Source organism: Bradyrhizobium sp. CCBAU 51627 (assembly GCF_028128765.1).
Taxonomy (GTDB): domain Bacteria; phylum Pseudomonadota; class Alphaproteobacteria; order Rhizobiales; family Xanthobacteraceae; genus Bradyrhizobium.
Genome location: NZ_LBJG01000085.1, coordinates 1 through 21259, shown reverse-complemented (window position 1 = coordinate 21259; position 21259 = coordinate 1). Strand labels below are relative to the sequence as shown.

Here is a 21259-nt window from a genome sequence, read left to right as displayed (position 1 = left end):
CCTATTCCGGAAAATGGCTGACGATGACATAGCCAACCGTGCCGGCGAGGATCGTCGCGAAGGAATAGCTGTACAGATCAATCGACCACGGCTGCACCAGCATGATGATGCCGCCACCGATCAGGGTCATCGCGCCCGTCTCCCAAGGCCCGCGTCGGAGCCAGCGAGACACTCCCCTTCTGGCGACCGCAGAACCGCTCATTTGCGCACAGCTCCGAAGGTGATGCCGCGCAACAGGTGTTTGCGCAACAACACGGTGAACAGGACGATCGGGACGACGAACAGCGTGGTCGCGGCAGCCACCGCTGGCCAATCCTGCCCGCCCTCGCCGATGATGAAGGGGATGAATGGCGGCATGGTCTGCGCTTCGCCGCTCGTCAGGAGAACCGCGAAGGCATATTCGTTCCACGAGAAGATCAGGCAGAAGATCGCGGTTGCCGCAATTCCCGTGACGGCCTGCGGCAGTACCACCTTGCGCAGGGCCTGGAGCCGCGTGTAGCCGTCGACGAGAGCGGCCTCCTCATACTCGCGCGGGATCTCGTCGATGAACCCCTTGAGCAGCCAGACCGCGAGCGAGACGTTCACGGCGGTGTAGAGCAGGATCATTCCGAGCCTGGTGTCGGTCAGGTTGAGCTGGCGGTACATCAGATAGATCGGGATCGCGACCGCGACTGGCGGCATCATTCGCGTCGAGAGGATGAAGAACAGGAGGTCGTCAGCCAGGGGAATGCGAAAGCGCGAGAATGCGTAGGCCGCGAGCGTGCCGAGAAAGACGGCCAGGAATGTCGAGCCGAACCCGATGATCAACGAGTTGACGAAACGTGGCACGACCTTCGACGGTCCGGCAATGACCATGTCCCGCTGGCGCACCAGCTTGTCGTACCACGTTTCCGGCGGCGGCAGCTTGGCGATGAAGTCCGGCGTCTGACGGGTACGCACGGTGAACAGGTTCACGTAGCCTTCGAGCGTCGGCTCGAAGAGCACCTTCGGCGGATAGGCGATGGCGTCGCTCTGCGACTTGAACGCGGTGGCAACGATCCAGAGCAGCGGCAGGATCGTGATCACGGCATACAGGATGACGAGGCTACCGGCCACGGCCCTGGCACGCGGCGAGGCTTCGACGATCGAGTGAGCGGTGGATTTGGCGACGGCAGCGGTCATCGTTGCTTCACCTTGTTGAGCGCTTTGACGTAGACGTTGGCGGCACCGAACACGGTCACGAACAGGATGATGGCGAGCGCGGAGGAATAGCCGGTGCGCCATTTCTCGAACGCCGCGCGCTTCAGCGTGATCGATACGAGCTCCGTAGTCGATCCCGGCCCTCCCGACGTCAGGAGATTCACCATGTCGAACATCTTGAAGTTCTCGATCGCGCGGAACAGCACCGCGAGCATCAGGAACGGCACCGTCATCGGCAGCGTGATCGACCAGAATTGCCGCCAGGCCGAGGCGCGATCGACTTCGGCCGCCTCATAGATGTAGTCGGGAATGGAGCGCAGCCCGGCGAGGCAAATCAGCATGACGTAGGGCGCCCACATCCAGGTGTCGACCAGCACGATGGTCCAGGGCGCGAGCGAAACCTGCCCGGTCATGCTGAACGAGCTCGGCGGCACACCCGTAAACAGGCTGATCAGGTAATTGAACGGCCCGATCTGCGGTTGCAACAGCAGCGTCCAGAAGTTGCCGACCACCGCCGGCGACAGCATCATCGGCAAGAGGATGATCGTGGTCCAGAAGCTGTGACCGCGAAACTGGCGGTTGATCAGGAGCGCCAGGCCGAACCCGACGACCACCTGCAGCGCGACCGACCAGATCACGAATTGCGCCGTGGTTTGGAGCCGGAACCAGACGTCCTCGTCGGTCAGGATGTCGGTGAAATTGTCGAGCCCGACGAACCGCAGCGGCAGATAGGACATGCTGAGATTGAGGCTGGTGAAGGACAGCCGGATCATCCACGCCAGTGGAAAGATGTTGATCACCAGCAATAGCGCGATCGTCGGCGCAACGAACAGCCAGGCGATGGTCCGGTCCGACAGGCCGCGGACGCGCCGCGTGGCACGAGATTTGGCGGGCTCGCTCACGCCGGGGATGATAGCATCATCGGGTTGAAGGATCGTCGTCATCTTGTCCATCGGCTGGCTGGTTCGGTTTCCCCGAGGCACATCCCGGGGAAACCAGTTCGGTTGACGCGAATACCGCGCCTATTGCGACGCGACCTGCTTACCCTGCTCCTTGAAAACCTTGGTCCAATCCTTGACCAGGAGATCGAGCGCCTGCTGCGCCGTGCCCTTGTCGGCAACGACGTAGTCATGCACCCGCTTCTGCATATCGAGCAGCAGTTGCGCGTAGGACGGCTCGGCCCAGAAGTCCTTGACAATGCCCATCGATTCCAGGAATTGCGGCGCGAATGCCGCGCTCTTCGGGAAGTCGGGCGCGTCGACCACCGCCTTGAGCGCCGAATAGCCGCCGAGCTGCCACCACTTCTGCTGCACGGCGGGCTGCGCGAACCACTTGATGTAGGCCAGCGCGTCGTCCTTGCGATCGGAGGTCGCCACGACCGAGATGCCCTGTCCGCCGAGCTGGGTGAAGTGTCCGTTCGGGCCGGCCGGATTGACGAAGAAGCCTATTCTGTCGCCGCCGACGTTAGGATCCTTGTAGAGGCCCGGGAAGAAGGCGAACCAGTTCATCTGCATCGCCACCTGACCGGACTTGAAGGCATCAAGTCCTTCCTGCATGTAGGCGTTGGTCATGCCGGGCGCGGTGCAGCACTTGTAGAGCTCCTTGTAGAACTCGAGCCCCTTGGCCGCTTCCGGTGAATTGACGACGCCCTGCATCTGGTACGGCCTCTTCGGATTGTCGTAGCCGAAGCCGTAATTGTAGAGCACGTTGGTCACGCCCATGGTGATGCCTTCGGAGCCGCGCTCGGTAAAGATATAGGCGCCGTAGACCTTCTTGCCGTCGATCTCGCGACCCTGGAAGAACTCCGCGATCTGCTTCAGCTCGTCGTAGGTCTTCGGCGGCGCCAGGTCGCGGCCGTACTTGGCCTTGAACGCGGATTGAATTTCGGGCCGTGAGAACCAGTCCTTGCGATAGGTCCAGCCCACCGCATCGGCCATGGCCGGCAGCGCCCAATAGTTCGGCGAGTTCTTCGGCCACTGCGAATAGCCGACCACCGTCGCCGGGACGAAGTCGTCCATCGATATCTTCTCCTTGTCGAAGAAATCGTTGAGCTTGACGTACCATTTGTTCTCGGCAGCCCCGCCGATCCACTGGCTGTCGCCGATGATCAGGTCGCAGAGCTTGCCGTGGGAGTTGAGCTCATTGAGGAAGCGATCGGCATAACTCGTCCATGGGACGAACTCGTACTTCATCTCGATGCCGGATTGCTTGGTGAAGTCCTTGCCGAGCTCGACCAGCGCGTTGGCCGGATCCCAGGCCGCCCAGCACAGCGTGAGCTGCTTGCCCTGAGCTGCGGCTTCGCCTCCACCAAATATTCCCAGCAGCGCCGTCCCGAGGACCGTGGTTGCCGCCGAGCTTCTTAGCCAATTGAATGTCCGCATATCCGTTTCCTCTCTCGTTGAAGCATCTAACCCGCTCGGCGCTCCCTGCCGGAACGACGCCAAGACCCTGAAACCGAGTTTGAGGAGCGATGAGTGGAGAACGAGACGGACCATTTCCGGAAACGGGTCCGGAAGGGCTTGGACTCCTCCCACACATCGGCTCGATGCGCGATGTTTAGTTTTTTTGTGGCACTAAACGTATTACTAAATTCTGGAAGCCGTCAAGCCGGTTTATCGCTAGCTAGCGAAAAGATTTTGCGACGTCCGCGCGCACAGCCGGGATGTTCGCAGCGCAGCAAAATTTCCATATCTGTCGGAAGATTCGATCGCCGATCTCGCGCCGCGAGCAATCCAGCCCGCCTGGATAACCGGCGAGCCAGAAGTTGGCCAACGCCAAGCATGTTTAGCAAATGATTTTACTGAACGTTCAACGAAACGATTGAGAGCGTGAGCAGTCTCCTCATCGGCCGAAGTCTGCCGTCGCCGCCGACCACACCTGTTTCGCTCCAGAAACGACCTCGCCAAAGCGCGGCTAACATGATCGAACTCAAGCAATGGGTGCAGCAAGTTCGACCAGCGGGGCTGCACGGAGCGGGATGAGAGGGTGGCATGTTTTCAGCAACTGATGCTGATCGTCGGCACTCACCTGTCTCCCCTGCCCTCGGAAACAATGGGCGTGCTCTTCCGCCGACCCGAGGCAGCCCAATCTCATTTCACGAGGTCTGCTGACATGGCTGTGACGAGATTTTTCTTGATCTCTTGGTGCACACGTCGTGCACACGCCGCCTTCTAAGCAATTGAAGAACTTGAACTCTCGTTCCAGTCCATCATGGGCGCCACAGAAAAGCGATAAGGCAACGTCTTGCGGCCTGATTTTGTGCGAGGGAAATGTGTCTCTCGCAGACCAGCCAAGTTCAACCCGGCGTGCCGTTCAAGTGCCTTGCCTTTCTGATCAGCGCGGACGCGTTGACAGCACAACGCAGGTGCTATTGAACGCCGTCATGGGAAGACCAAACACCCGCGCGCTGGAGCGACAAGCCAGAGATGTGGCCGCATTGATGCGCATGTTCGCCAACGAACATCGCCTGCTCATCGTCTGCAAGCTGGTCGAATATGGCGAAGCCAATGGCGGGACACTCGCCGAGGAGGTGGGGCTGTCCGCCTCGGCGCTGTCGCAGCATCTGGCCAAGCTGAAGGCGGAGGGCGTCGTCACGGCCCGGCGCGACGCTCAAACGATGTGGTATCGCCTTGCCGATCCGCGAGTCGAAGAGCTGGTTTCGACCCTGCACCGGCTGTTCTGCGGCCCTCGCAAACGATAGGCTTCCGGCCCGCTGAGCGCGTCGCCTGGCCAACTAGCTGCGCTTCTGCCTGGCCTCCGTGGATTCGATCCACCAGAAGAACAGCGCAGCGCCGACCGCAAGTGCAGCGAACCAGGCGACATCGGGGATGTTCGTCAGGTCCGGAAGGCGAACCTTGCCCAATGCCCAGACGTTGAGCACGTGGGCCTTCAGCCAGTCGAAGCTGAGGGCGTAAAGAATGGCACCGACGATCATACCGAGCGCACCGACCAGGGCATGGACGCTGCCGGTTGCGATGGCGCCAAGCGCCGTTCCCGGACAGTAGCCGTAGACCACCATGCCGACGCCGAACAGCGCGGCGCCGAGCGCGACCGCCAGCAGGTTGGCGTCCTTGACGTAGTACTTCGTGTTGCCGGTATCGACGAGCAGCAGCACGCCGATGCCGCCGACCACGATCGCGGTGCCCATCACCTTCAGCACGGTGAAGTCGCGCAGACGGAACTGATTCTCAATCACATTGCAGCTGGTCACCTTGCCACGCTGCAGCAGGAAACCGAAGGCTGCGCCCATCACGAGCGGACCAAGGATCGTCATCATCGCAGTCATCTCTGTTCCTCCTCTCAGCGCTTGCGGAACATGAGCGCGGAAATACCGAGCCCGGTGGCGAACATCACCGCGAGGAACAGCCAGCTCGAGACCGCGAGCTGCAACCCGCCGGAGATGCCATGTCCGCTGGTGCAGCCGCCCGCGAGGCGCGCGCCGTACATGATCACGGCGCCACCGAGGAACGCGCCGACAAAGCGCTTGGCGATCGATGGTCCGAACCGCTCTTTCCAGACCTCCGGCACGAGCTCGAGCCGCCACGTGCCCGACATCGCCGCTGCGATGAACGCCCCTGCGGGAATGCCCACGAGGAACCAGACGCCATAGTCCCACTTCAGTGGCATGCTCTTCCAGTAGGAATTCTGCGCTACCGCCTCCGGTCCAATGACAGGGACTGCGAACAGCGAGGCGATGCGCGAATAAGCGGTGGTAACGCCGAGCGGATCGCCGAACACCGCAAAGGCGATCCAGCTCAGAAGTCCGATACCGGCGCCGACGAGATAGGGCGACCAGTCTACCCGCGCGGTGCGCGGAGCTTCGCGAACGTAGCTTTCCGTAATGGTGGTCATATGCGTTTCCCCGACGGCGGCCCGTGACGCGCTCTCACGGCACGATCAATCCGCAGAGAAAATCATATTCAAAAAACTTAATTTAGCAATCTCTAAAGTATTGCATCAGCGCTCGACGCTGTCGGACTCGCCTGCTGCGGCTGCGTCACGCCGCCACGGTCGACGAGCAGATCGGTGAGCCCCGCCCCCAACCACATGCCGCCGAGCACGAGCCAGGCGGTGAGCGCGAACACCGAGGCACCGGTCACGCCGGCGCCAACCGCGCAGCCGCCCGCGAGCATGGCGCCAAACCCCATCAGCACCGCGCCGAGCAGATAGCGGCGCATGCCGAGCCCGTCCGAAAATCCTTCGAGCTTCAGCTCATGCGCGCGTGTCGCGGCGACGAACGAGCCGAGGAATACACCGGGAATGATGCCGAGATCGAATCCGAGCCGGAGCTGCGAGCTGTTCAGGACCAGCATCAGCAATTCGGCCGAGGGGCCACTAAAGGTGAGGCTCTTCAGCGTCACCGGTGCGAAGGAAGCCTGTGCGAGCTGATAGGTGAAGGACCAGCCCGCCACGACGGTCGCGCCGGTGGCCAGCGCGGCGACGATCAGCCGGCGCGGCAACTGACTGCGAAAGGCGAAAGCGAGCCCCGCGATCAGCCATAGTCCGCCAAAGGCGAGCTTCTCGGGCGTGCCGCCGCCGAACACCGCCATGATGTCGCGCGACGGGCCGCCATCCACCAGCCAGAGGTTGGTCACCCAGTCACGCGCAGGTGACAGCAGTCCGCGATATGAGGCCTGCGCAGTGACCGCAAACACCAGGCCCGACAGCAGGGCCCTGAGATTGCCGTTGGCCGAGAGCACGAGCAGCCGGCTGGCGCACCCGCGGGCGAGGATCATGCCGCAGCCGAACATCACGCCGCCGATCAGCGCGCCCGAGATGCTGCCCTGCTGTGCGAGCTGGCGCGCCTCGGACACGTCCAGCCAACCGACCGCAACCAGCGCCTGCGTACCAGCGAGAGCCGCGGCAAAAGTCAGGAGCCAGACCGCAAGGCGCGGCCCGCCCTCACCGCGGGAGAATTCGACGGCCGCGGCGCGCAAGCAGAAGCGGCTGCGCTGGGCGAAAAATCCAAAGAGGCCGCCGACCAGGAGTCCGCCCAGCCATGACAGCAGGTCTTCCCCCAGGAGATCGATCAGCGTGGTCTGCACAGCCACCTCGGTTTTCCCTGAAGCTATGCCAATCTATCGCTCGCCGATGCAGCGTCATATGAGCCAAATCAAGGCTCGCGATATCGGTCATGGCCGCAGATAGGCATATCCCTGCTGTTGCAGCTCGGCGAGCCGCACCACGCCACCTTTCTCGGCCACCACGAAGCCCGGCGTGAGGTCGTCGAGCTTGACGCCCTGCGCCTTCATGGTGTTGGCGCAGGCATCAAATCCGACGCCGGCATCGACGAGCTTCGTCATCATCGCAACGGTGTGATCCTCGGCGGCGAGCGCGTGAAAGGCGCGGAGCGCCGGTCCATGCACGACCAGCCTGATGTCGGCCTTGCCGGGTCCGCCGACGCCATCGACGTGATTCTGGAGGTTGCCCAGAACGAAGACGACACGTTCGGCATCGGCGAGGTGATAGACGACGCGCTGTCGCGTGGGCGCTTCCGTCGCCGCGGAGGCCTCGCGCAGGGCAAGAGCGCCGAATAGTCCGGCAAGGCTCGCGCGAAGCATGGATCGACGCTGCATGGTCCCTCCTATCGTGTCTGCTTGATGAAGTCAGCAATGTGATCGGCGACGTCTTCCGCGAAAAGGTCGCGAAAAAAATGATCGGCGTCATCGATCTTGTCGAGATGCACCCGGCCGCCGCTCGAATCGGCTAGCGGTGCGAAGGACGCTATCACATCGGGAACGACCGCGTCCTTGGTGGCGGCGAGCACCAGCACCGGCAGCTTCACGCGCGACACCAGCGCTGCGGTATCCTGGCTGGCATCGGCAGCATAGAAGGACGTGAAGCTGCGCGCGGTCACTACCGCGTTGCGGCAATAGATAAAGCCCGGCACGTCCATCCACTCTCCGCCGCGGCCCGCTACGACAGCCTTCGTTGCCTGCTCCAGCAATGGCTCGAGCGGCTTGCCATAAGTCCGGGCATAGGAGACCCGCAAGTCGGCTTCGGCCTTCGCGGTAACCGGCGCCAGCAGCACCGCGCCAGCCACCGGCGGGGCCTCGTTCGCGGCCAGGTAGCGCGCGACCTGGTTGCCGCCGCGAGAATGGCCGAACGTGAAGACGAGCCGGGATATGTCCTTTGCCCGGTTCACCCACGCCGCGATCTCCGCAACCGCATCTGCAGTGACATAGTCATGCCGCACGGCGCAGTCATACATACCCTTGCGGCGGTCGAGCCCCAGCGACAGCGTATGGGCGAGCGTAGCGATGCCGCGCTGTTCAAGCGCCTTGGCAACGCCCTGGACGACTTCCATGTCCTTGTGGGCGAGCGTGCCGTGAGTCATCACGACGAGCGGCGTATCCGGCCCCATCGACGTTGGCGTGCGCAATGTCGCGAGCGCCGTGTGGCCGTTGATCGACAGTTCGAGCTCCTGCTCGGTGGCGTCGGCGGGCACTGCCAGCACGAGCAAGACAACCAGTCCCAGCAACCATCGCATCGAGCGGATCCCCTCCTCAGGGACGGACGATCGTCCAGTTCTTTTCCGCCAGATCCATCAGCGCGGCAACGCCGACCTGGGTGACGCTGATGTCCTCGATCAGCGGCGGTCGCCGGCCCTCCTTCGCAGCCAACGTCTCCAGCGTGTTGCCGCAGGCGATGAAACTCGCATTGGGCATCGATTTCAGGAAATTCACCAGGCGCTCCTTCACCGGCGAGCGGTCCGCAAGCAGCATATCGAGACCTCCGTTGAAAGCGATGATGACGATCTCGACGTCCTCGCCCTGCCCGGAATAATGCCGCGAGACGTTGGCCGCAACATCGAGCACGGCGCGCATCTTGACCGGGTCGTCGTCACTGATCTGCAGCGCGAGCCGGTGCGGCTCGGCCGCCTGCGCCGGAGCCTGAAAGGCTGCGATGAGCAAGCCGACGCCAAGCGCCGCGCACAGCGCCGAGCGGCGGCTTGCTTCCGCCCTCACTCCACGCCTCTCGGCTTCCCGTCCTTCGTGTCTTCAGGCGTCACGTCGATGACGGCGGCGCGCGCGGTGATTTTGACCGGCGCTATGCAATCCTTCATGCAGGGATCTTTCTGCCAGAACGACTTCTCGCTGGTGGCACGGTCGTCCATCACAAAGCCCTGCTCGTTCGGCATCTTGATCGTGGCAAGATTCTTGTTGGTCAGCTCGAAATTCTGGTCGGTGACGACGTCGTTCAGGTACAGCACATAGGCGACCAGCGCGTAGTATTCGTTGACCGAAAACGATTCCGCATTGCCGTAGGGCATGGCGTGACGGACATAGTCGAATACGGTAGACGCGTAGGGCCAGTACGAGCCGACGGTCTTGACCGGATTGTCAGATGTCAGCGAGCCCTTGCCGCCGGCCAGCACCGGCCAGCGGCCGTTGCCTTCACCGAACTCGCCGTGGCAGGTCGAGCAATTGTCCATGAACAGCTTTTCGCCCTGTGCGACCGTGCCCTTGCCCTCCGGCAGGCCCTGACCGTCGGGCCGGACGTCGATATCCCAACCACGGATCTCGTCCGCGGTCGGTGCGCGTCCGATGTGATAGCGCGGCCCGCCCTTGGCGTCCGCCTTCTGTTGCGCGAGCGCCGGCGCGCTCAGCGCGCAAGCGAGCAGCGCGGCTGCAATGAACTTAGGCGACTTCGACATTCTCGACCTCACCATTGGCCTGTACGTGCCAGGTCTGGATGCCATTGTTGTGATAGATGGAGTTGACGCCGCGGATCTTGCGCAGCTCGGCCTTGCTCGGCTGCACGTAATCGGTCTCGTCCTGCACGCGCGATTGCAGCAGCAGCGGTTCGCCGTTCCAGTCGAACTCGTAATAGAAACGTGTCAGCGCCTTGTCGAGCACGGGACCATCGAGCCGCGCCGGCCACCAGTTGCGGCCGCCGTCGAGCGACACGTCAACCCGCTTCACTTTGCCATTGCCGCTCCAGGCGAGACCCGAGACGATCGTGAAACCCTTGCCGTGCCTGATCGGCGCCTGCGGACTCGGGCTTGTGATCACCGACTTGGCGTCCATCGACCAGGTGAAGCGCCGCGCCTTGCCGTTCGGGAGCAGATCCGTGTATTTCGACGTCTCCTCGCGGGTGTGCCAGGGCTGGTCGCCGACCTTGATGCGGCGCAGCCACTTGACCCAGAGATTGCCCTGCCAGCCCGGCACCACGAGCCGCATCGGGTAGCCCTGTTCGGGATAGAGCGCCTCGCCATTCATCTTGTAGGCGATGATGCAGTCGTCGAGCGCCTTCTCGATCGGCAGGCTGCGATCCATCGCCGCCGCGTCGGCGCCCTCGACCAGCAACCACTTGCCGTTGGTCTTCACGCCGGCCTCTTCCAGCAGTGTGCGCAGCGACACGCCGGTGTACTGCACGCAGTGGATCATGCCGTGGGTGAACTGACACCCATTGAGCTGCGCGCCGCGCCACTCCATGCCGGAGTTGGCAGCACACTCCATGAAATGGATGCGGTTGACGCGCGGATAGCGCTTCAGCTCCTCCAGAGTCAGGATCAGCGGACGTTCGACCAACCCATGGATCATCAGGCGATGGTCGGCCGGATCGATCTCGGCGATGCCGCCGTGATGCCGCTCGAAGCAGAGTCCGTTCGGCGTGATGATGCCTTCGAGCTCGTGCAGCGGCGTGAAACTCACCGAGGATTCGCGCGAGGCGGTCAGCCATTCGACGTCGCGCCGGACGACGTCCTTCTCGAATTTCGAAGGCTTGCCGTACGGGCGCACGGCGACGCCTTCGCCGAGGGCCTTGGTCCATTCGGGGACATTTGGAGGCTGGTTGGCCGGATTGCCGCCGCCGGCAAGAGCGGGCTTGGCAAGCACCGATGCGGCAACACCGGCCCCAGCGGCCAGAAAGTTGCGTCGGGATTGCCGGGGACTGTCCATCTTCGACATCGCTTCTTACGCTCCGGTGACTTTGACAGCTCTGTTGGGTTCGAGGCGAACCACCTTCTCTCGGGTCAGATAATTGCCGACGAGCTCCCAGATCGGCGGCCCTTCGGTTCCTTCATTGACGCTGGCCCAGCCGGCGACCTGATATTCCCTGGCGGGGTCGATCGGCGCGCCGGTCTTGACCAGCTGCAAGTCCGAGATGCGGCTGCCTTGCGGCTTCGTGACATCGATCGCGTAGGACAGCCCGCCGATCCGCACCATGTCGCCGCCCTGCTGATAATAGGGATCGACGTTGAAGAGGTTGTCGGCAACGTCCTCGATGATCTCCTTCAATCGCGCCCCCGTCATGCCCATACGGTAGACGGCTGGATAGGTGATCGCGGTTGCGTTGGTGACGTCCTCGAAGGTGATGTCCTGACCCGGTAGAACGCTGGTGCCCCAGCGGAAGCCGGGCGAGAGCGCGATCTCGGCATCGCGCTCCTGCATCAGCGCCTGGCAGATCAGATCATCGAACGTGCCGTTGAAATTCCCACGCCGATAGAGCAGCGACTCCGTCTTGCCGAGCACCTTGGACAGCTCCGACGCGAAGGGCTTGCGCACCTCGGCGATCTTGGCAGCCATCTCGGTGTCCGCCGTGATCACATCGGAAAACAGCGGGATGAGCTTGTACCTGAAAGCCTTGACCTCGCCGTCGCGGACGTCGAGATCGAGCCGCGAGACGAACTTGCCCGACGAGCCGGAAGCGATCAGCAGCGTCTTTCCGACCTTGACCGCCTCCGGCAGCGCGTCATGTGTGTGCCCGGTCAGGATGACGTCGATGCCCTTGACGCGGCTGGCAAGCTTGCGATCGACGTCGAAGCCATTGTGGGAGAGCAGCACGACGAGCTGCGCGCCACTCTTGCGAGCCTTGTCGACCTGCGCCTGGACATCCTCCTCGCGCACGCCAAAGGACCAGTTCGGAATCATCCAGCGCGGATTGGCAACCGGCGTATAGGGAAATGCCTGGCCGAGCACCGCGATCTTGACGCCGCCGCGCTCGATCATGGTCGAGGCGTCGAACGCTGCCTCGTTCCATTCGGTATCGCGAATGTTGAGGCCGAGGAACGGGAAACCGAGGCTCTCGATCGCCTGCTTCACGCGCTCGGTGCCGTAAGTGAACTCCCAATGGCCAGTCATGGCGTCGGGCCTGAGCAGCGCCACGCAGTCGATCATGTCCTGGCCGCGCGTCTTCAAAGACGACCACGATCCCTGCCAGGTGTCGCCGCCGTCGAGCAGCGCCACCTTGTCGCCGCGCTCGGCGCGGATGGCCTTTATCACGGTGGCGGCACGATCCAGACCGCCGATCCGGCCGTAGCTCTTGGCCAGCGCTTCGAAATCCTCCGACGTCAGGGCGTAGGCTGCCGACGAGCCCGGCGCGATACCGAAGCGGGCGAGGAACTCCTTGCCGGTGACGTGCGGCGGAAGCCCCTTCGCTTCGCCCACGCCGAGATTGGTCGACGGCTCGCGGAAATAGAGCGGCATGAGCTGACCGTGGATGTCGGTCACATGCACCAGCGTGACGTTGCCGAGCGGCTCGAACGCCAGCAACTCCTTCTCGGTCAGGCGCTGCTGGGCAACCGCTCGGGTCAGGCCGGCGCCGACACCGGTCGAGAGTGCCGCCGTTGCCGCAGCCACCTGGATGAATTCGCGGCGTGAGATCATGCGCAGTACTCCTGCAAGCTCATCGTTTCAGTTGCGCACCGACGGCGTCTCGACTGGCAATCCGATACCCCGCCAGGCGACATAGATTTCGAGCGCAAGGAACTCGTCCGATAAGGGCTTGAACGGCTCGGCGCGCACGTCGAACATGCAGCCCTCAAACCGCTCGTGCAGCGGCACCAGGCGCTGGTCACGCAGCCGGTAGGTCGGAAAGCCGTTGGTCTGGCCCTGGCTCAGAAAATCCGCGCGCATGAACTTGCCGTTGTTGCGCTCGTGGCAGGAGGCGCAGGCGAGATCAAGCTGGCCGAAACGTGTGTAATAGGTCTGCTTGCCGCGCTCGAACCAGGGCGACATCGGGCCGTCGGTCTTCACCGTCGCCGGCATGCCGTGCGACTGGTAGCGCACGAAAGTCGTCATGTCGGTCAGTTCCTGGGACTTGAATTTCCACGGCTCCGCCTTCATGTGTTCGGTGCGGCAGATGTTGATGCGCTGCTCGAGATTGACCGGCTTCTTCAGCTTGTCGTCCCATTTCGGCATGGCGGCGCCGACGCCCTTCATGCTGGTCTCGGCTTCGCCATGGCAACTCATGCAGGACTTGCCCTCACTGCCCTCGACCTTCTTCCAGACGTCGGCGGCGCGTTCTACGGCGAGAAAGCCCGGATTTTCGAGATCGTCGTCCTGAAGCGCACGGGTCTCCTTGCTGCGGAATTCGTAGCCGGAGATGATGGTCTTGAACACGTGCCCGGGCGGTGCCGGGATGCCCTTGCGTTCGGCTTCCTGCGCGGAGGCGCAGGTCGCGACCGACGCGAGCACGACGACCGCGGCGGCGAACCCAAGATATCGTTGCAGCATCGGTCCCTCCCTCGAAGCGCGGCGCGCATCAGGCCTTGAGCGCGATCTTCTCTTCGGCTGCGATCACCGTGCCGTCGTCGTCGGTCCAGGAGAACTTGAACGTGCCGGCCTCGTCGATCCTGGCATCGAACTGGATGTAGGGATTGGCCGAGATCGCAGGCTCCAGCGCGCAAGCGAACACCGGCTTGCCGTTGAACTCGCATGCGAACTTGTTGATGATCTTGCGCGGAATGGTCTTACCCTGCGCGTCCTTGCGCTGCCCCGATTCCATGACGTGCGAGACCAGCGTCTTGATCTGGATGACTTCGCCCTTGGCTGCTTCCTTGGGAAGCTTGATGCGCGGTTTGTCTGCCATCTTCTCTCTCCTCAGCCCTTAGCCGCCGCAGCCGCCGATGGTGACCTTGACGGTCTTCTGCTCCGTGAACAGCGAACCGTCGCTCATCTTCGCGATCGCAATCACATTCTGCGTGGTCGCGAGCCGGATGCGGATCGAAGCTTCCGCCTTGCCCGACATCGGTGTGAACGACAACGTCGCGACGCCCGCATTCGGGTTGCCGTCGGCGATGATCATGACGTCCTTGACGTAGGACTCCGCGGTCATCGGACTCTCGATGTTGATCGACAACGGCACGGTGTTGCCGTTCTCCGCGATCTCGGGCAGATCGAGCGAAATCCTACCCTTGGCCGGCTGCTTGCCGCCGGTGAACTTCTCGATCCACTTCGCCGCGTCGTTCGTCACTTCGGCATCGGCCGCCATGGGCATCAGGGTCAGCAGGACGAAGCCGCCCCCGAGCGCAAATGCCTGCCGTCGATTGATGGCCTTCATTCCTAATCCTCCTCGCCGTCAGTTCAGCGTCTTGAGAAAAGCGATGACATCTTCGACCTGCGCGGCCGTCAGAATGGACTTGCCGACGAACTCCGGGCGCACACGGTTCAAGCCGTCGTTCTTGAGGAAGGCCGGCATGACCGTGTCGGTGAAGATGCGCTTGGGGTCGGCGACGATGAGGCGCAATTGCGCCTCGGTATAGCGGCCGGCCACGCCGTCGAGCGACGGACCGAACTCACCGTGGAATTCCTCGGATTTCAGGCTGGTGACTTGATGGCAAGCCAGGCAATTGCCGAGCGTGCGGGTCAAGAACACTTTCTTGCCGGCCTCGGCATTGCCGGGCGAACCGGTCAGGGATTTCGGCAGGGAATCGCTGACGATGTCGAGCTTGATCGGCTCCTGCGCGCAGGCGCTACCGACCATCAGACATAAAGCAAACGCAGCAGCAAGCGAGCGCCGCATGTTTCCTACCCTTGATGGCGAGGTGACGCCCGCCTCGTTGATGACGGGCCCAACGACCCGTCACATTCATAAATCATGATATGTTAATGTATTAGGCGACGTCAAGATAAATCTGCGCGCGATCGCGGGGCCTAGCCGCTGGCGGCGAGGAAATCCCTGAACGAGCCGCGTTCATAGGCGCGCTCCCGCACGAAACGGAACATCGCCAGGAAATGTTGCGGCTTCAGATAGCCGGGCGCCCGCGCGACCTCCCTCGCCATCGGTGCGCTCGCCTCGATGCCGCTGGAAGACGGCGGAAAGAACTGGAACGTCGGGGTAAATCTGATCCCGTATCTCTGGGCAAGATCCTTCTCGGACAATTCCTGACGATCGAAGTCCGTAACCTTGCGGGACCCGATCAGATTGAGCTGGAGCACCTCGAAATTGTCGCGGATGTAGTTCGCAATACCGGCATCCGCGAAATTCACCAGATGCGTTTCGCGGCAATAGGGGCAACCGCGCAACTCCCACATGATGGCGAGGCGCTTGCCGTTGGCGGCAGCGGTCTCGAGGTCCTCGCGCAGATCGAGGAAGCTCTGCAGGAACCAGGGCTCGTGATAGAGCCCATCATCTCCCAGCACGGGCTCGGCCACGGCTTCCCCGCAGCCGGCGGCAAGCGCGGCGCCCGAGGCCAATGCCAGAAAATCACGCCGCGTCGACCTGCTGAGGGACATCGGGAATTTCAGCCTCGAAGGATATTGCGGGTTGCATCAGTTTAATTATGATATTCAAATATCATAATATGACAAGGATTTCCCATCTTGCGCTGCATCATCGCGCTTTTGGCATTTCTGGCCTGCGGCACGCTCGCGTGGGGCGCCGAGAACGACGGCGCGAAGCATTTCGCATCGGCGATGGAGCCTATCATGGCCAATCTGCGCACGGCCGCGAGCTACGCGCGAACCGGAAACATCGCGTTGGCGCAGATGGAGACCGAAGAGGCCGTGACAGCCTGGAAGCGGCTCGAGACAACTGCGTCGAATCTCCCGCCCCCGCACATGCCGGCCACGCTGACGGAATTTCTCGGCCAAGGGGGCGAGCGGCTTGGAGCCGTCGCGCACGCACTCGACAGCGGAGACAATGTCGCCGCCGGCCGTGAGCTGCAGCTGCTTCGCCAATCATTCCATCAGCTTCGGCGCCAGTCCGGCCTCTACGATCTCGGCGACTGCGTCTTCGAGATCGCGCCCGCCATGGAAACGTTGCGCATTGCAGCCACGCGGTACGGCGAGCAGCCCGCACCTGCTCATGCCGAGGATACCGTTGCCGCGGCGAGTGCACTGCGCGATCGTCTGCAGCGTTGCAACGATTGGGCGCGGGCGGACATCGCTGAAAGAAACGAGTTCCGCCGGCTGATCGAGGGCGCGATCGCCAGCAGCAGCGAGATCGCCCATGCGGCGATGGCCGGCGACGGAGCGCTCGTGCATCGCTACCTGATCGAGCTGCAGTCTTACGCCCAGCTGCTGGATTTCCGTTTCGGCTAGATCAACCGATGCTGGTCAGCGCGGGAAAAAGCTCCAGCAGCCATTCCGAGACTGCAGGCATCAGCCCGGTCAAGAACATCAATCCCGTCGCGACCAGAAAGGCGCCCATGGTCTTCTCGACCATGCCGAGGTGCCGGCGCACGCGGCCGAGCGCTCCGATGAAGCGACCGGTGAAAGCGGCGGCGACAAGAAAGGGAATGCCGGTGCCGACCGAATAGGCAAGCAGCAATAAAGCCCCTCTTGCGGTGGTATCCTCGGATCCCGCCATGAGCAGGACGGCAGCGAGGATCGGCCCCGCGCAGGGCGTCCACCCGAACGCGAACGCCAGCCCCATGACGAAGGCGCCCGCGACGCCGGCTGGCCGGCTCTCGATCTGCAGCGTGGCGCTGCGATAGAGGAGCGGAATTCTGATCACGCCGAGAAAATGCAGACCCATCACGACGATCAGGACGCCTGCGGCGATGCCGAGCGTCGAAAGATGAGCAGAAATGAAACGTCCTGCCATCGATGCCGTCGAACCAAGCGCGACGAAAACCAGGGAAAAACCGGCCACGAAGGCTAGCGCCGAGACCAGGATGCGTGGCCGCAGTTCAGGCCGACCATCCGAGAGATCCGTGACAGAGACGCCGGCCATGTAGCAGAGGAACGGCGGGACGAGCGGCAGGATGCAGGGCGACAGAAACGACAAGAGGCCCGCGACAAAAGCCGCGCCAAGCGTGACGTCCAAGGTCATTGCATCCATCCCTAGCACATATACGAATTTAATGATATAAAGGGGCAACGAAGTCCAGAGGTCCATTGCGCAGGATGAGCCGAATCATCGGATTGCTCGTGGTCGCCATCATGCTCGCGCTGCCCGCGACGGGATCGCGCGCGGCCGAACTCGTCATGTTCGAACGGGCCGGCTGCGTGTGGTGCGCGCGCTTTGACGCCGAGATCGCGCCGATCTACAGCAGGACCGAGGAGGGCCGGGCGGCGCCGCTGCGCCGCGTCGACCTCAACCGTCCGCTGCCCGCCGATCTCTCCGGAATCGATCCGGGTGTCTTCACGCCGAGCTTCGTCGTGGTACAAGAGGGCCGGGAGATCGGCCGCATTCGCGGCTATCCGGGGGATTCCTTCTTCTTCGGCCTGCTGAGCCGGATCCTGGCCGGATCGGGATCGACGCCCGGCAGGTCGTGACTAGAAGATGTCGTTGAGGAATTTGACGCGATGCCGTTGCCAAAGCTGAAGGAGATCGAGGGATCCGCCGAACTCGAGCAGATGATCGAGAAGGCGCGCGAGGCGAGCGACATGCTAAAGGCGCTGTCGCATGAATCCCGATTGCTGCTGCTTTGCATCCTCGCCGAGGGCGAGAAGTCGGTGACCGAACTCGAGCAGTTCCTCGGCGAACGGCAGTCGACCGTCTCCCAGCAACTCGCGCGGCTGCGGCTCGACCGGCTCGTCACCACCCGCCGCGATGGCAAGACAATCTACTACAGCCTCGCCAGCGAGGACGTCCGCAAGATATTGACCGCGGTCTACGATGTGTTCTGCGAGCCGGTGCGCCGTCGCCGCCGGTAATTCTCCGCGCTGGATTTCGGCGGCCTTCCGGCGCAGAGTGCCCGAGGCGAAGAACAAACATCTCCGGGAGGAATGCTGAATCCGTCAACCATAGCGTTTGCATGCGGGCTTGCCGCCGGCGCCGTGCTCGGCGTCGCCGGTCGTGCCGGACGGTTTTGCACACTCGCGATGCTCGAGGACGCGTTTTTCGGGTCGGATTTACGCCGGCTGAAGTCCTTTGCGCTGGCTGCGGCCGTGGCGCTGCTTGCGACCCAGGCGCTTGCCGAATTCGGTGTCGTCGATCTGTCGCGGTCGATCTACCTGACGTCGTCGATCGGACTTGGCGGCGCGATCGTCGGCGGGTTGATGTTCGGCATCGGCATGGCCCTGGTCGGCACCTGCGGTTTCGGCACGCTGGTCCGCGTCGGCGGCGGCGATTTGCGAGCCATCGTTGTCTTTCTCGTGCTCGGCCTCTCTGCGCTCGCGACCATGCGCGGCATCACCGGGATGTTGCGCGTGATGCTGATCGAACCTTTGTCGCTGCGGCTCCCGGAGGGCACCAACCAGACCTTGACCTCGCTGCTGGGCGCCGGAAGTGCGATGCGTGCACTCCTCGTCGTGTCGATTGCCATTGCGCTCGCGGTCTGGGCCTTTGCAGACGGCCGGCTGATCCGGTCGCCCCGACTATTGGTCTCGGGTCTCGCCGTCGGCGGCGCGATCGCATTCGGCTGGTTCGCGACGGGGTGGCTGGCCGACGACGAATTCGACCCCGCCCGCGTCTCATCGCTCACTTTCGTCGCGCCACTCGGCGACACCATCCTCTACGTCGCCACCTTCTCAGGTGCGCGGCTGAATTTCGGCATCGGCTCCGTTGCCGGTGTCGTGGCAAGCTCTTTCGCCTCGGCGATGCTCGCGCGCGGCTTTCGCTGGGAAGCCTGCGACGACGCGCGCGAATTGAAGCGTCACATGACCGGCGCACTCCTGATGGGCTTCGGAGGGGTCATGTCGATGGGATGCACCATCGGCCAGGGCTTGAGCGCGTTCTCGACGCTCGCCGTCTCGGCGCCGATCACCATGCTGGCGATTGCCTGCGGAGCTCGACTGGGACTCGAGTTCACGATGACCGGCGAATGGCTGCCAGCAGTGCGCAAGCTATTCGGTGTCTCGACGTAGAAGAAAAACTGCCGATAGCCGCGAGGATGGACCAGCCATTGAGTTCGCGCGCAGATCGGCGGCAAGCCGAAGATGCTGGGACCGGAAGAGGTCGCCGACATCACGGGCCACGAGGTCGGCGGCGTCTGGGCTCATAAGCGCGCAGACTCCGATGAGCGAGAACACCACCGGGCTTCCTGCATCGAATACAGGGCAACAATGACGACATTGGGTACCCACGAAGTAAACGCCAGAACCGGGGACATGCTGGAGTAGCTGTCGTAGCCCAACAGATAGCCGACTGGAATCTGCAAGCGAAGAACAACGGCTCCGAATGTCATCGCATAGCTGAATCGCATGAGCAGCCGGTGCCATTCAAATTGCCTCCGTACTGCCGAAATCCAGGCGGCCGTGGTCGTTCCGACCCACAACAAGGCGAGAATTCCGAAGCCGAGACCCGCTACCCATCCGCCCGAAGCAAACGGTACTGTAGCCAATGCGCCTCCTCCACCCGTCACGCATGCCAGGACGTAAACTCGGCCTGACCATCGATGCAACATCGGACGGCGCACGCGTAACCCCGGATAGAACTGGAGCGGACCGAGGGCCAATGCGACCGGGGCGATGAACATATGGATCAGAGCCTGTAGCGGCGCCTGCAATATGACTGCCTTGATCTTTGGATCGATACCGGCCCACACGTTTCCCAACGCGCCGTAGTATCGCAAGGAATACGCGGCTACGACTGTGGCGAGCACGATCATGACGCCCCGTCCAATTTGGGAGTTGTATTCCTTGTCCATCTGGCTTGCGCCCCTGCAGTTCGTCAGAATGTCGCTCTACCGACGGGGTTTCCCGAACGGTTGATCCGCACGATGATCGAACCATTCGGGGGGACAAGGATTGAGGGACAGCCGACCCGGCAAAAGGGATGAAGGAATGCGTGGTGGGACGACCGGCGGCTCTATCGTGATGAAAGGCGCTGCATCTGGGCGGGACTTGACAGATCGAGCCATGGCGGCTGGACGACGGCATCTATCTTGCGCGCGCCGGTGGCGGCGATCCGGCCGCCATGCGGCCGGAGCCAGCTAATCGAAACTTCAGACGCGTACTTATAGGCCGTGCGCGATGTCCGCTTCGCCCTAATACCGCCCGTCTTGGGCAACCGTAGCAAAGTCGCGATGGGCCGCAACCAGACATCGCCGGGAAGAAGGAGGTCGCCATTGCGCCTATAGGTTTGAAGCAAGACGCTCAGCGCGCACTCTGATATCATTCGTTCCAGAGTGGGAGTTTGCTAGCCCAATAAGAGGAGGGAGGATAACCTCGCGCGATGTCCGAAGATAAGCTGACAATAAAATTCCGCTGCCCCCAGGCGCTTGAAGGTTTGCTGCCGATTCCTGTTCCGGCGAGCCTCGGCCTTCCCGGCTGGCTCAAAGCGATGCCGACAAAGGCCTTCAGCGCGCTAAATCTCCAGGAAGAGCAGACCGTAAAGCGCTGTCCACCCTTCGTCGACGCCATGACAAACGGCTTTCTCATTCCGCTGATCTGCGATTTACGGGTGGAGGATGGCCAGATTACTTGGGACAACGACTTGCCGACAGGCGAGATCAATTTTCCACGCTCGCCGATCAGCTTCCACGATCCTGGCCAGGTTACGGGCACGCCGCTGTTCGACGACGATCGCTTCGTTGTCAAGTTCCACAATCTCTGGACGATTGAAGCCCCGGCAGGCTACGCGCTCTACTTCACGCACCCCATCAACCGGTTCGACCTGCCTTTCACGACGCTCAGCGGTCTCGTCGATTGCGACCGTTACGTCGACAACTGGATCCATTTTCCCGCGAACTGGCATGATACGAACTTCCACGGCGTGCTTCCGAAGGGAACGCCGATAGCCCAGTGCATTCCTGTTCGGCGGGAGAGTTGGACAAGCGAGGTGTCAGCCTTCACCGCGGAAGACACACGCCGGATGCATGAGTTGCAAGACGCGCTCCGACGCGAGCCGGATTTGTACCGACGGCAGTTCAGGGCCTAAAGCGTGATGGCATTAGGTCCGATAGCCTGAATTTTTGAGGTAGTTGGCGCATTCCTCGGAGGTGAAGGCGTCGAGTGCATGGCCGATT

General features: G+C 62.6%; 26 protein-coding genes and 1 pseudogene. 7 read left to right on the top strand and 20 right to left on the bottom strand.

Annotation, left to right across the window (positions count from 1 at the left end):
- Position 1: 1 nt before the first annotated feature.
- The 4 genes from XH88_RS30185 to XH88_RS30170 form a co-directional block, all read right to left on the bottom strand.
- Complete coding sequence (locus tag XH88_RS30185; protein ID WP_271671865.1) at positions 2–202, bottom strand: hypothetical protein; 201 nt, start codon at positions 200–202, stop codon at positions 2–4.
- A complete protein-coding gene (locus XH88_RS30180; protein WP_271671864.1) occupies positions 199–1161 on the bottom strand; it encodes a carbohydrate ABC transporter permease in 963 nt (320 codons plus the stop codon). The genes XH88_RS30185 and XH88_RS30180 overlap by 4 nt, the downstream gene beginning before the upstream one ends.
- Positions 1158–2132: a carbohydrate ABC transporter permease gene (locus XH88_RS30175; protein WP_271671863.1), complete on the bottom strand. Its 975-nt coding sequence runs from the start codon at positions 2130–2132 to the stop codon at positions 1158–1160. The genes XH88_RS30180 and XH88_RS30175 overlap by 4 nt, the downstream gene beginning before the upstream one ends.
- A gap of 69 nt (positions 2133–2201) precedes the next feature.
- Complete coding sequence (locus tag XH88_RS30170; protein WP_271671862.1) at positions 2202–3560, bottom strand: ABC transporter substrate-binding protein; 1359 nt, start codon at positions 3558–3560, stop codon at positions 2202–2204.
- Between the two features lie 1001 nt (positions 3561–4561).
- On the opposite strand from XH88_RS30170, the gene XH88_RS30165 reads away from it, so the two are divergent.
- A complete protein-coding gene (locus XH88_RS30165; RefSeq protein ID WP_271671861.1) occupies positions 4562–4879 on the top strand; it encodes an ArsR/SmtB family transcription factor in 318 nt (105 codons plus the stop codon).
- 33 nt (positions 4880–4912) lie between these two features.
- Here the strand turns inward: XH88_RS30165 and XH88_RS30160 are convergent, their stop codons facing one another.
- The 14 genes from XH88_RS30160 to XH88_RS30095 form a co-directional block, all read right to left on the bottom strand.
- Entirely contained in the window at positions 4913–5464 is a 552-nt protein-coding gene (locus tag XH88_RS30160; protein WP_271671860.1) for a YeeE/YedE thiosulfate transporter family protein, read from the bottom strand.
- A 14-nt stretch (positions 5465–5478) separates the two neighbouring features.
- The gene (locus tag XH88_RS30155) at positions 5479–6030 is read right to left on the bottom strand and encodes a YeeE/YedE thiosulfate transporter family protein (protein WP_271671859.1); all 552 of its coding nucleotides are present in this window, start codon (positions 6028–6030) and stop codon (positions 5479–5481) included.
- Positions 6031–6122: 92 nt separating this feature from the next.
- On the bottom strand, positions 6123–7223 hold the full coding sequence (locus XH88_RS30150; RefSeq protein WP_271671962.1) for a YeeE/YedE family protein: 1101 nt from the start codon (positions 7221–7223) through the stop codon (positions 6123–6125).
- Between the two features lie 87 nt (positions 7224–7310).
- The gene (locus XH88_RS30145; RefSeq protein WP_271671858.1) at positions 7311–7754 is read right to left on the bottom strand and encodes a DsrE family protein; all 444 of its coding nucleotides are present in this window, start codon (positions 7752–7754) and stop codon (positions 7311–7313) included.
- Positions 7755–7762: 8 nt separating this feature from the next.
- A complete protein-coding gene (locus XH88_RS30140; protein ID WP_271671857.1) occupies positions 7763–8668 on the bottom strand; it encodes an alpha/beta hydrolase in 906 nt (301 codons plus the stop codon).
- 16 nt (positions 8669–8684) lie between these two features.
- Positions 8685–9116, bottom strand: a complete 432-nt coding sequence (locus tag XH88_RS30135) for a DsrE family protein (protein ID WP_271671961.1) — start codon at positions 9114–9116, stop codon at positions 8685–8687.
- Positions 9117–9142: 26 nt separating this feature from the next.
- Complete coding sequence (locus XH88_RS30130; RefSeq protein ID WP_271671856.1) at positions 9143–9835, bottom strand: c-type cytochrome; 693 nt, start codon at positions 9833–9835, stop codon at positions 9143–9145.
- The gene (soxC, locus tag XH88_RS30125) at positions 9819–11090 is read right to left on the bottom strand and encodes a sulfite dehydrogenase (protein ID WP_271671855.1); all 1272 of its coding nucleotides are present in this window, start codon (positions 11088–11090) and stop codon (positions 9819–9821) included. Before soxC ends, XH88_RS30130 begins: the two co-directional genes overlap by 17 nt.
- 6 nt (positions 11091–11096) lie before the next feature.
- Positions 11097–12788 carry a thiosulfohydrolase SoxB gene (gene soxB, locus XH88_RS30120; RefSeq protein ID WP_271671854.1) on the bottom strand — a complete coding sequence of 564 codons (1692 nt, stop codon included), beginning with the start codon at positions 12786–12788 and terminating at the stop codon, positions 11097–11099.
- A gap of 27 nt (positions 12789–12815) precedes the next feature.
- Entirely contained in the window at positions 12816–13637 is an 822-nt protein-coding gene (gene soxA, locus XH88_RS30115) for a sulfur oxidation c-type cytochrome SoxA (protein ID WP_271671853.1), read from the bottom strand.
- Positions 13638–13665: 28 nt separating this feature from the next.
- On the bottom strand, positions 13666–13992 hold the full coding sequence (gene soxZ / locus XH88_RS30110; protein ID WP_271671852.1) for a thiosulfate oxidation carrier complex protein SoxZ: 327 nt from the start codon (positions 13990–13992) through the stop codon (positions 13666–13668).
- 18 nt (positions 13993–14010) lie between these two features.
- Positions 14011–14463, bottom strand: a complete 453-nt coding sequence (soxY, locus tag XH88_RS30105) for a thiosulfate oxidation carrier protein SoxY (protein WP_271671851.1) — start codon at positions 14461–14463, stop codon at positions 14011–14013.
- Positions 14464–14481: 18 nt separating this feature from the next.
- Positions 14482–14925, bottom strand: a complete 444-nt coding sequence (gene soxX / locus XH88_RS30100; RefSeq protein WP_442868494.1) for a sulfur oxidation c-type cytochrome SoxX — start codon at positions 14923–14925, stop codon at positions 14482–14484.
- Between the two features lie 131 nt (positions 14926–15056).
- Entirely contained in the window at positions 15057–15638 is a 582-nt protein-coding gene (locus XH88_RS30095; protein ID WP_271671850.1) for a SoxW family protein, read from the bottom strand.
- Between the two features lie 87 nt (positions 15639–15725).
- Between XH88_RS30095 and XH88_RS30090 the strand changes: the two genes are divergently transcribed.
- Positions 15726–16445 carry a hypothetical protein gene (locus XH88_RS30090; RefSeq protein ID WP_271671849.1) on the top strand — a complete coding sequence of 240 codons (720 nt, stop codon included), beginning with the start codon at positions 15726–15728 and terminating at the stop codon, positions 16443–16445.
- A gap of 1 nt (position 16446) precedes the next feature.
- On the opposite strand, the gene XH88_RS30085 is transcribed toward XH88_RS30090, so the two are convergent.
- On the bottom strand, positions 16447–17178 hold the full coding sequence (locus XH88_RS30085; protein WP_271671848.1) for a cytochrome c biogenesis CcdA family protein: 732 nt from the start codon (positions 17176–17178) through the stop codon (positions 16447–16449).
- Between the two features lie 74 nt (positions 17179–17252).
- Between XH88_RS30085 and XH88_RS30080 the strand changes: the two genes are divergently transcribed.
- The 4 genes and pseudogenes from XH88_RS30080 to XH88_RS30065 all read left to right on the top strand — a co-directional run.
- Positions 17253–17624: a thioredoxin gene (locus XH88_RS30080; RefSeq protein WP_442868493.1), complete on the top strand. Its 372-nt coding sequence runs from the start codon at positions 17253–17255 to the stop codon at positions 17622–17624.
- 30 nt (positions 17625–17654) lie between these two features.
- Complete coding sequence (locus tag XH88_RS30075) at positions 17655–18005, top strand: ArsR/SmtB family transcription factor (RefSeq protein ID WP_028137430.1); 351 nt, start codon at positions 17655–17657, stop codon at positions 18003–18005.
- A 72-nt stretch (positions 18006–18077) separates the two neighbouring features.
- Positions 18078–19157, top strand: a complete 1080-nt coding sequence (locus XH88_RS30070) for a YeeE/YedE family protein (RefSeq protein ID WP_271671847.1) — start codon at positions 18078–18080, stop codon at positions 19155–19157.
- A gap of 42 nt (positions 19158–19199) precedes the next feature.
- A pseudogene (locus XH88_RS30065) lies at positions 19200–19283 on the top strand (YbaK/EbsC family protein); the annotation flags it as partial.
- 5 nt (positions 19284–19288) lie between these two features.
- Here the strand turns inward: XH88_RS30065 and XH88_RS30060 are convergent.
- A complete protein-coding gene (locus tag XH88_RS30060) occupies positions 19289–19939 on the bottom strand; it encodes a DUF2306 domain-containing protein (RefSeq protein WP_271671846.1) in 651 nt (216 codons plus the stop codon).
- Between the two features lie 527 nt (positions 19940–20466).
- Between XH88_RS30060 and XH88_RS30055 the strand changes: the two genes are divergently transcribed.
- Positions 20467–21171 carry a hypothetical protein gene (locus XH88_RS30055; RefSeq protein WP_271671845.1) on the top strand — a complete coding sequence of 235 codons (705 nt, stop codon included), beginning with the start codon at positions 20467–20469 and terminating at the stop codon, positions 21169–21171.
- Positions 21172–21259 lie beyond the last annotated feature (88 nt).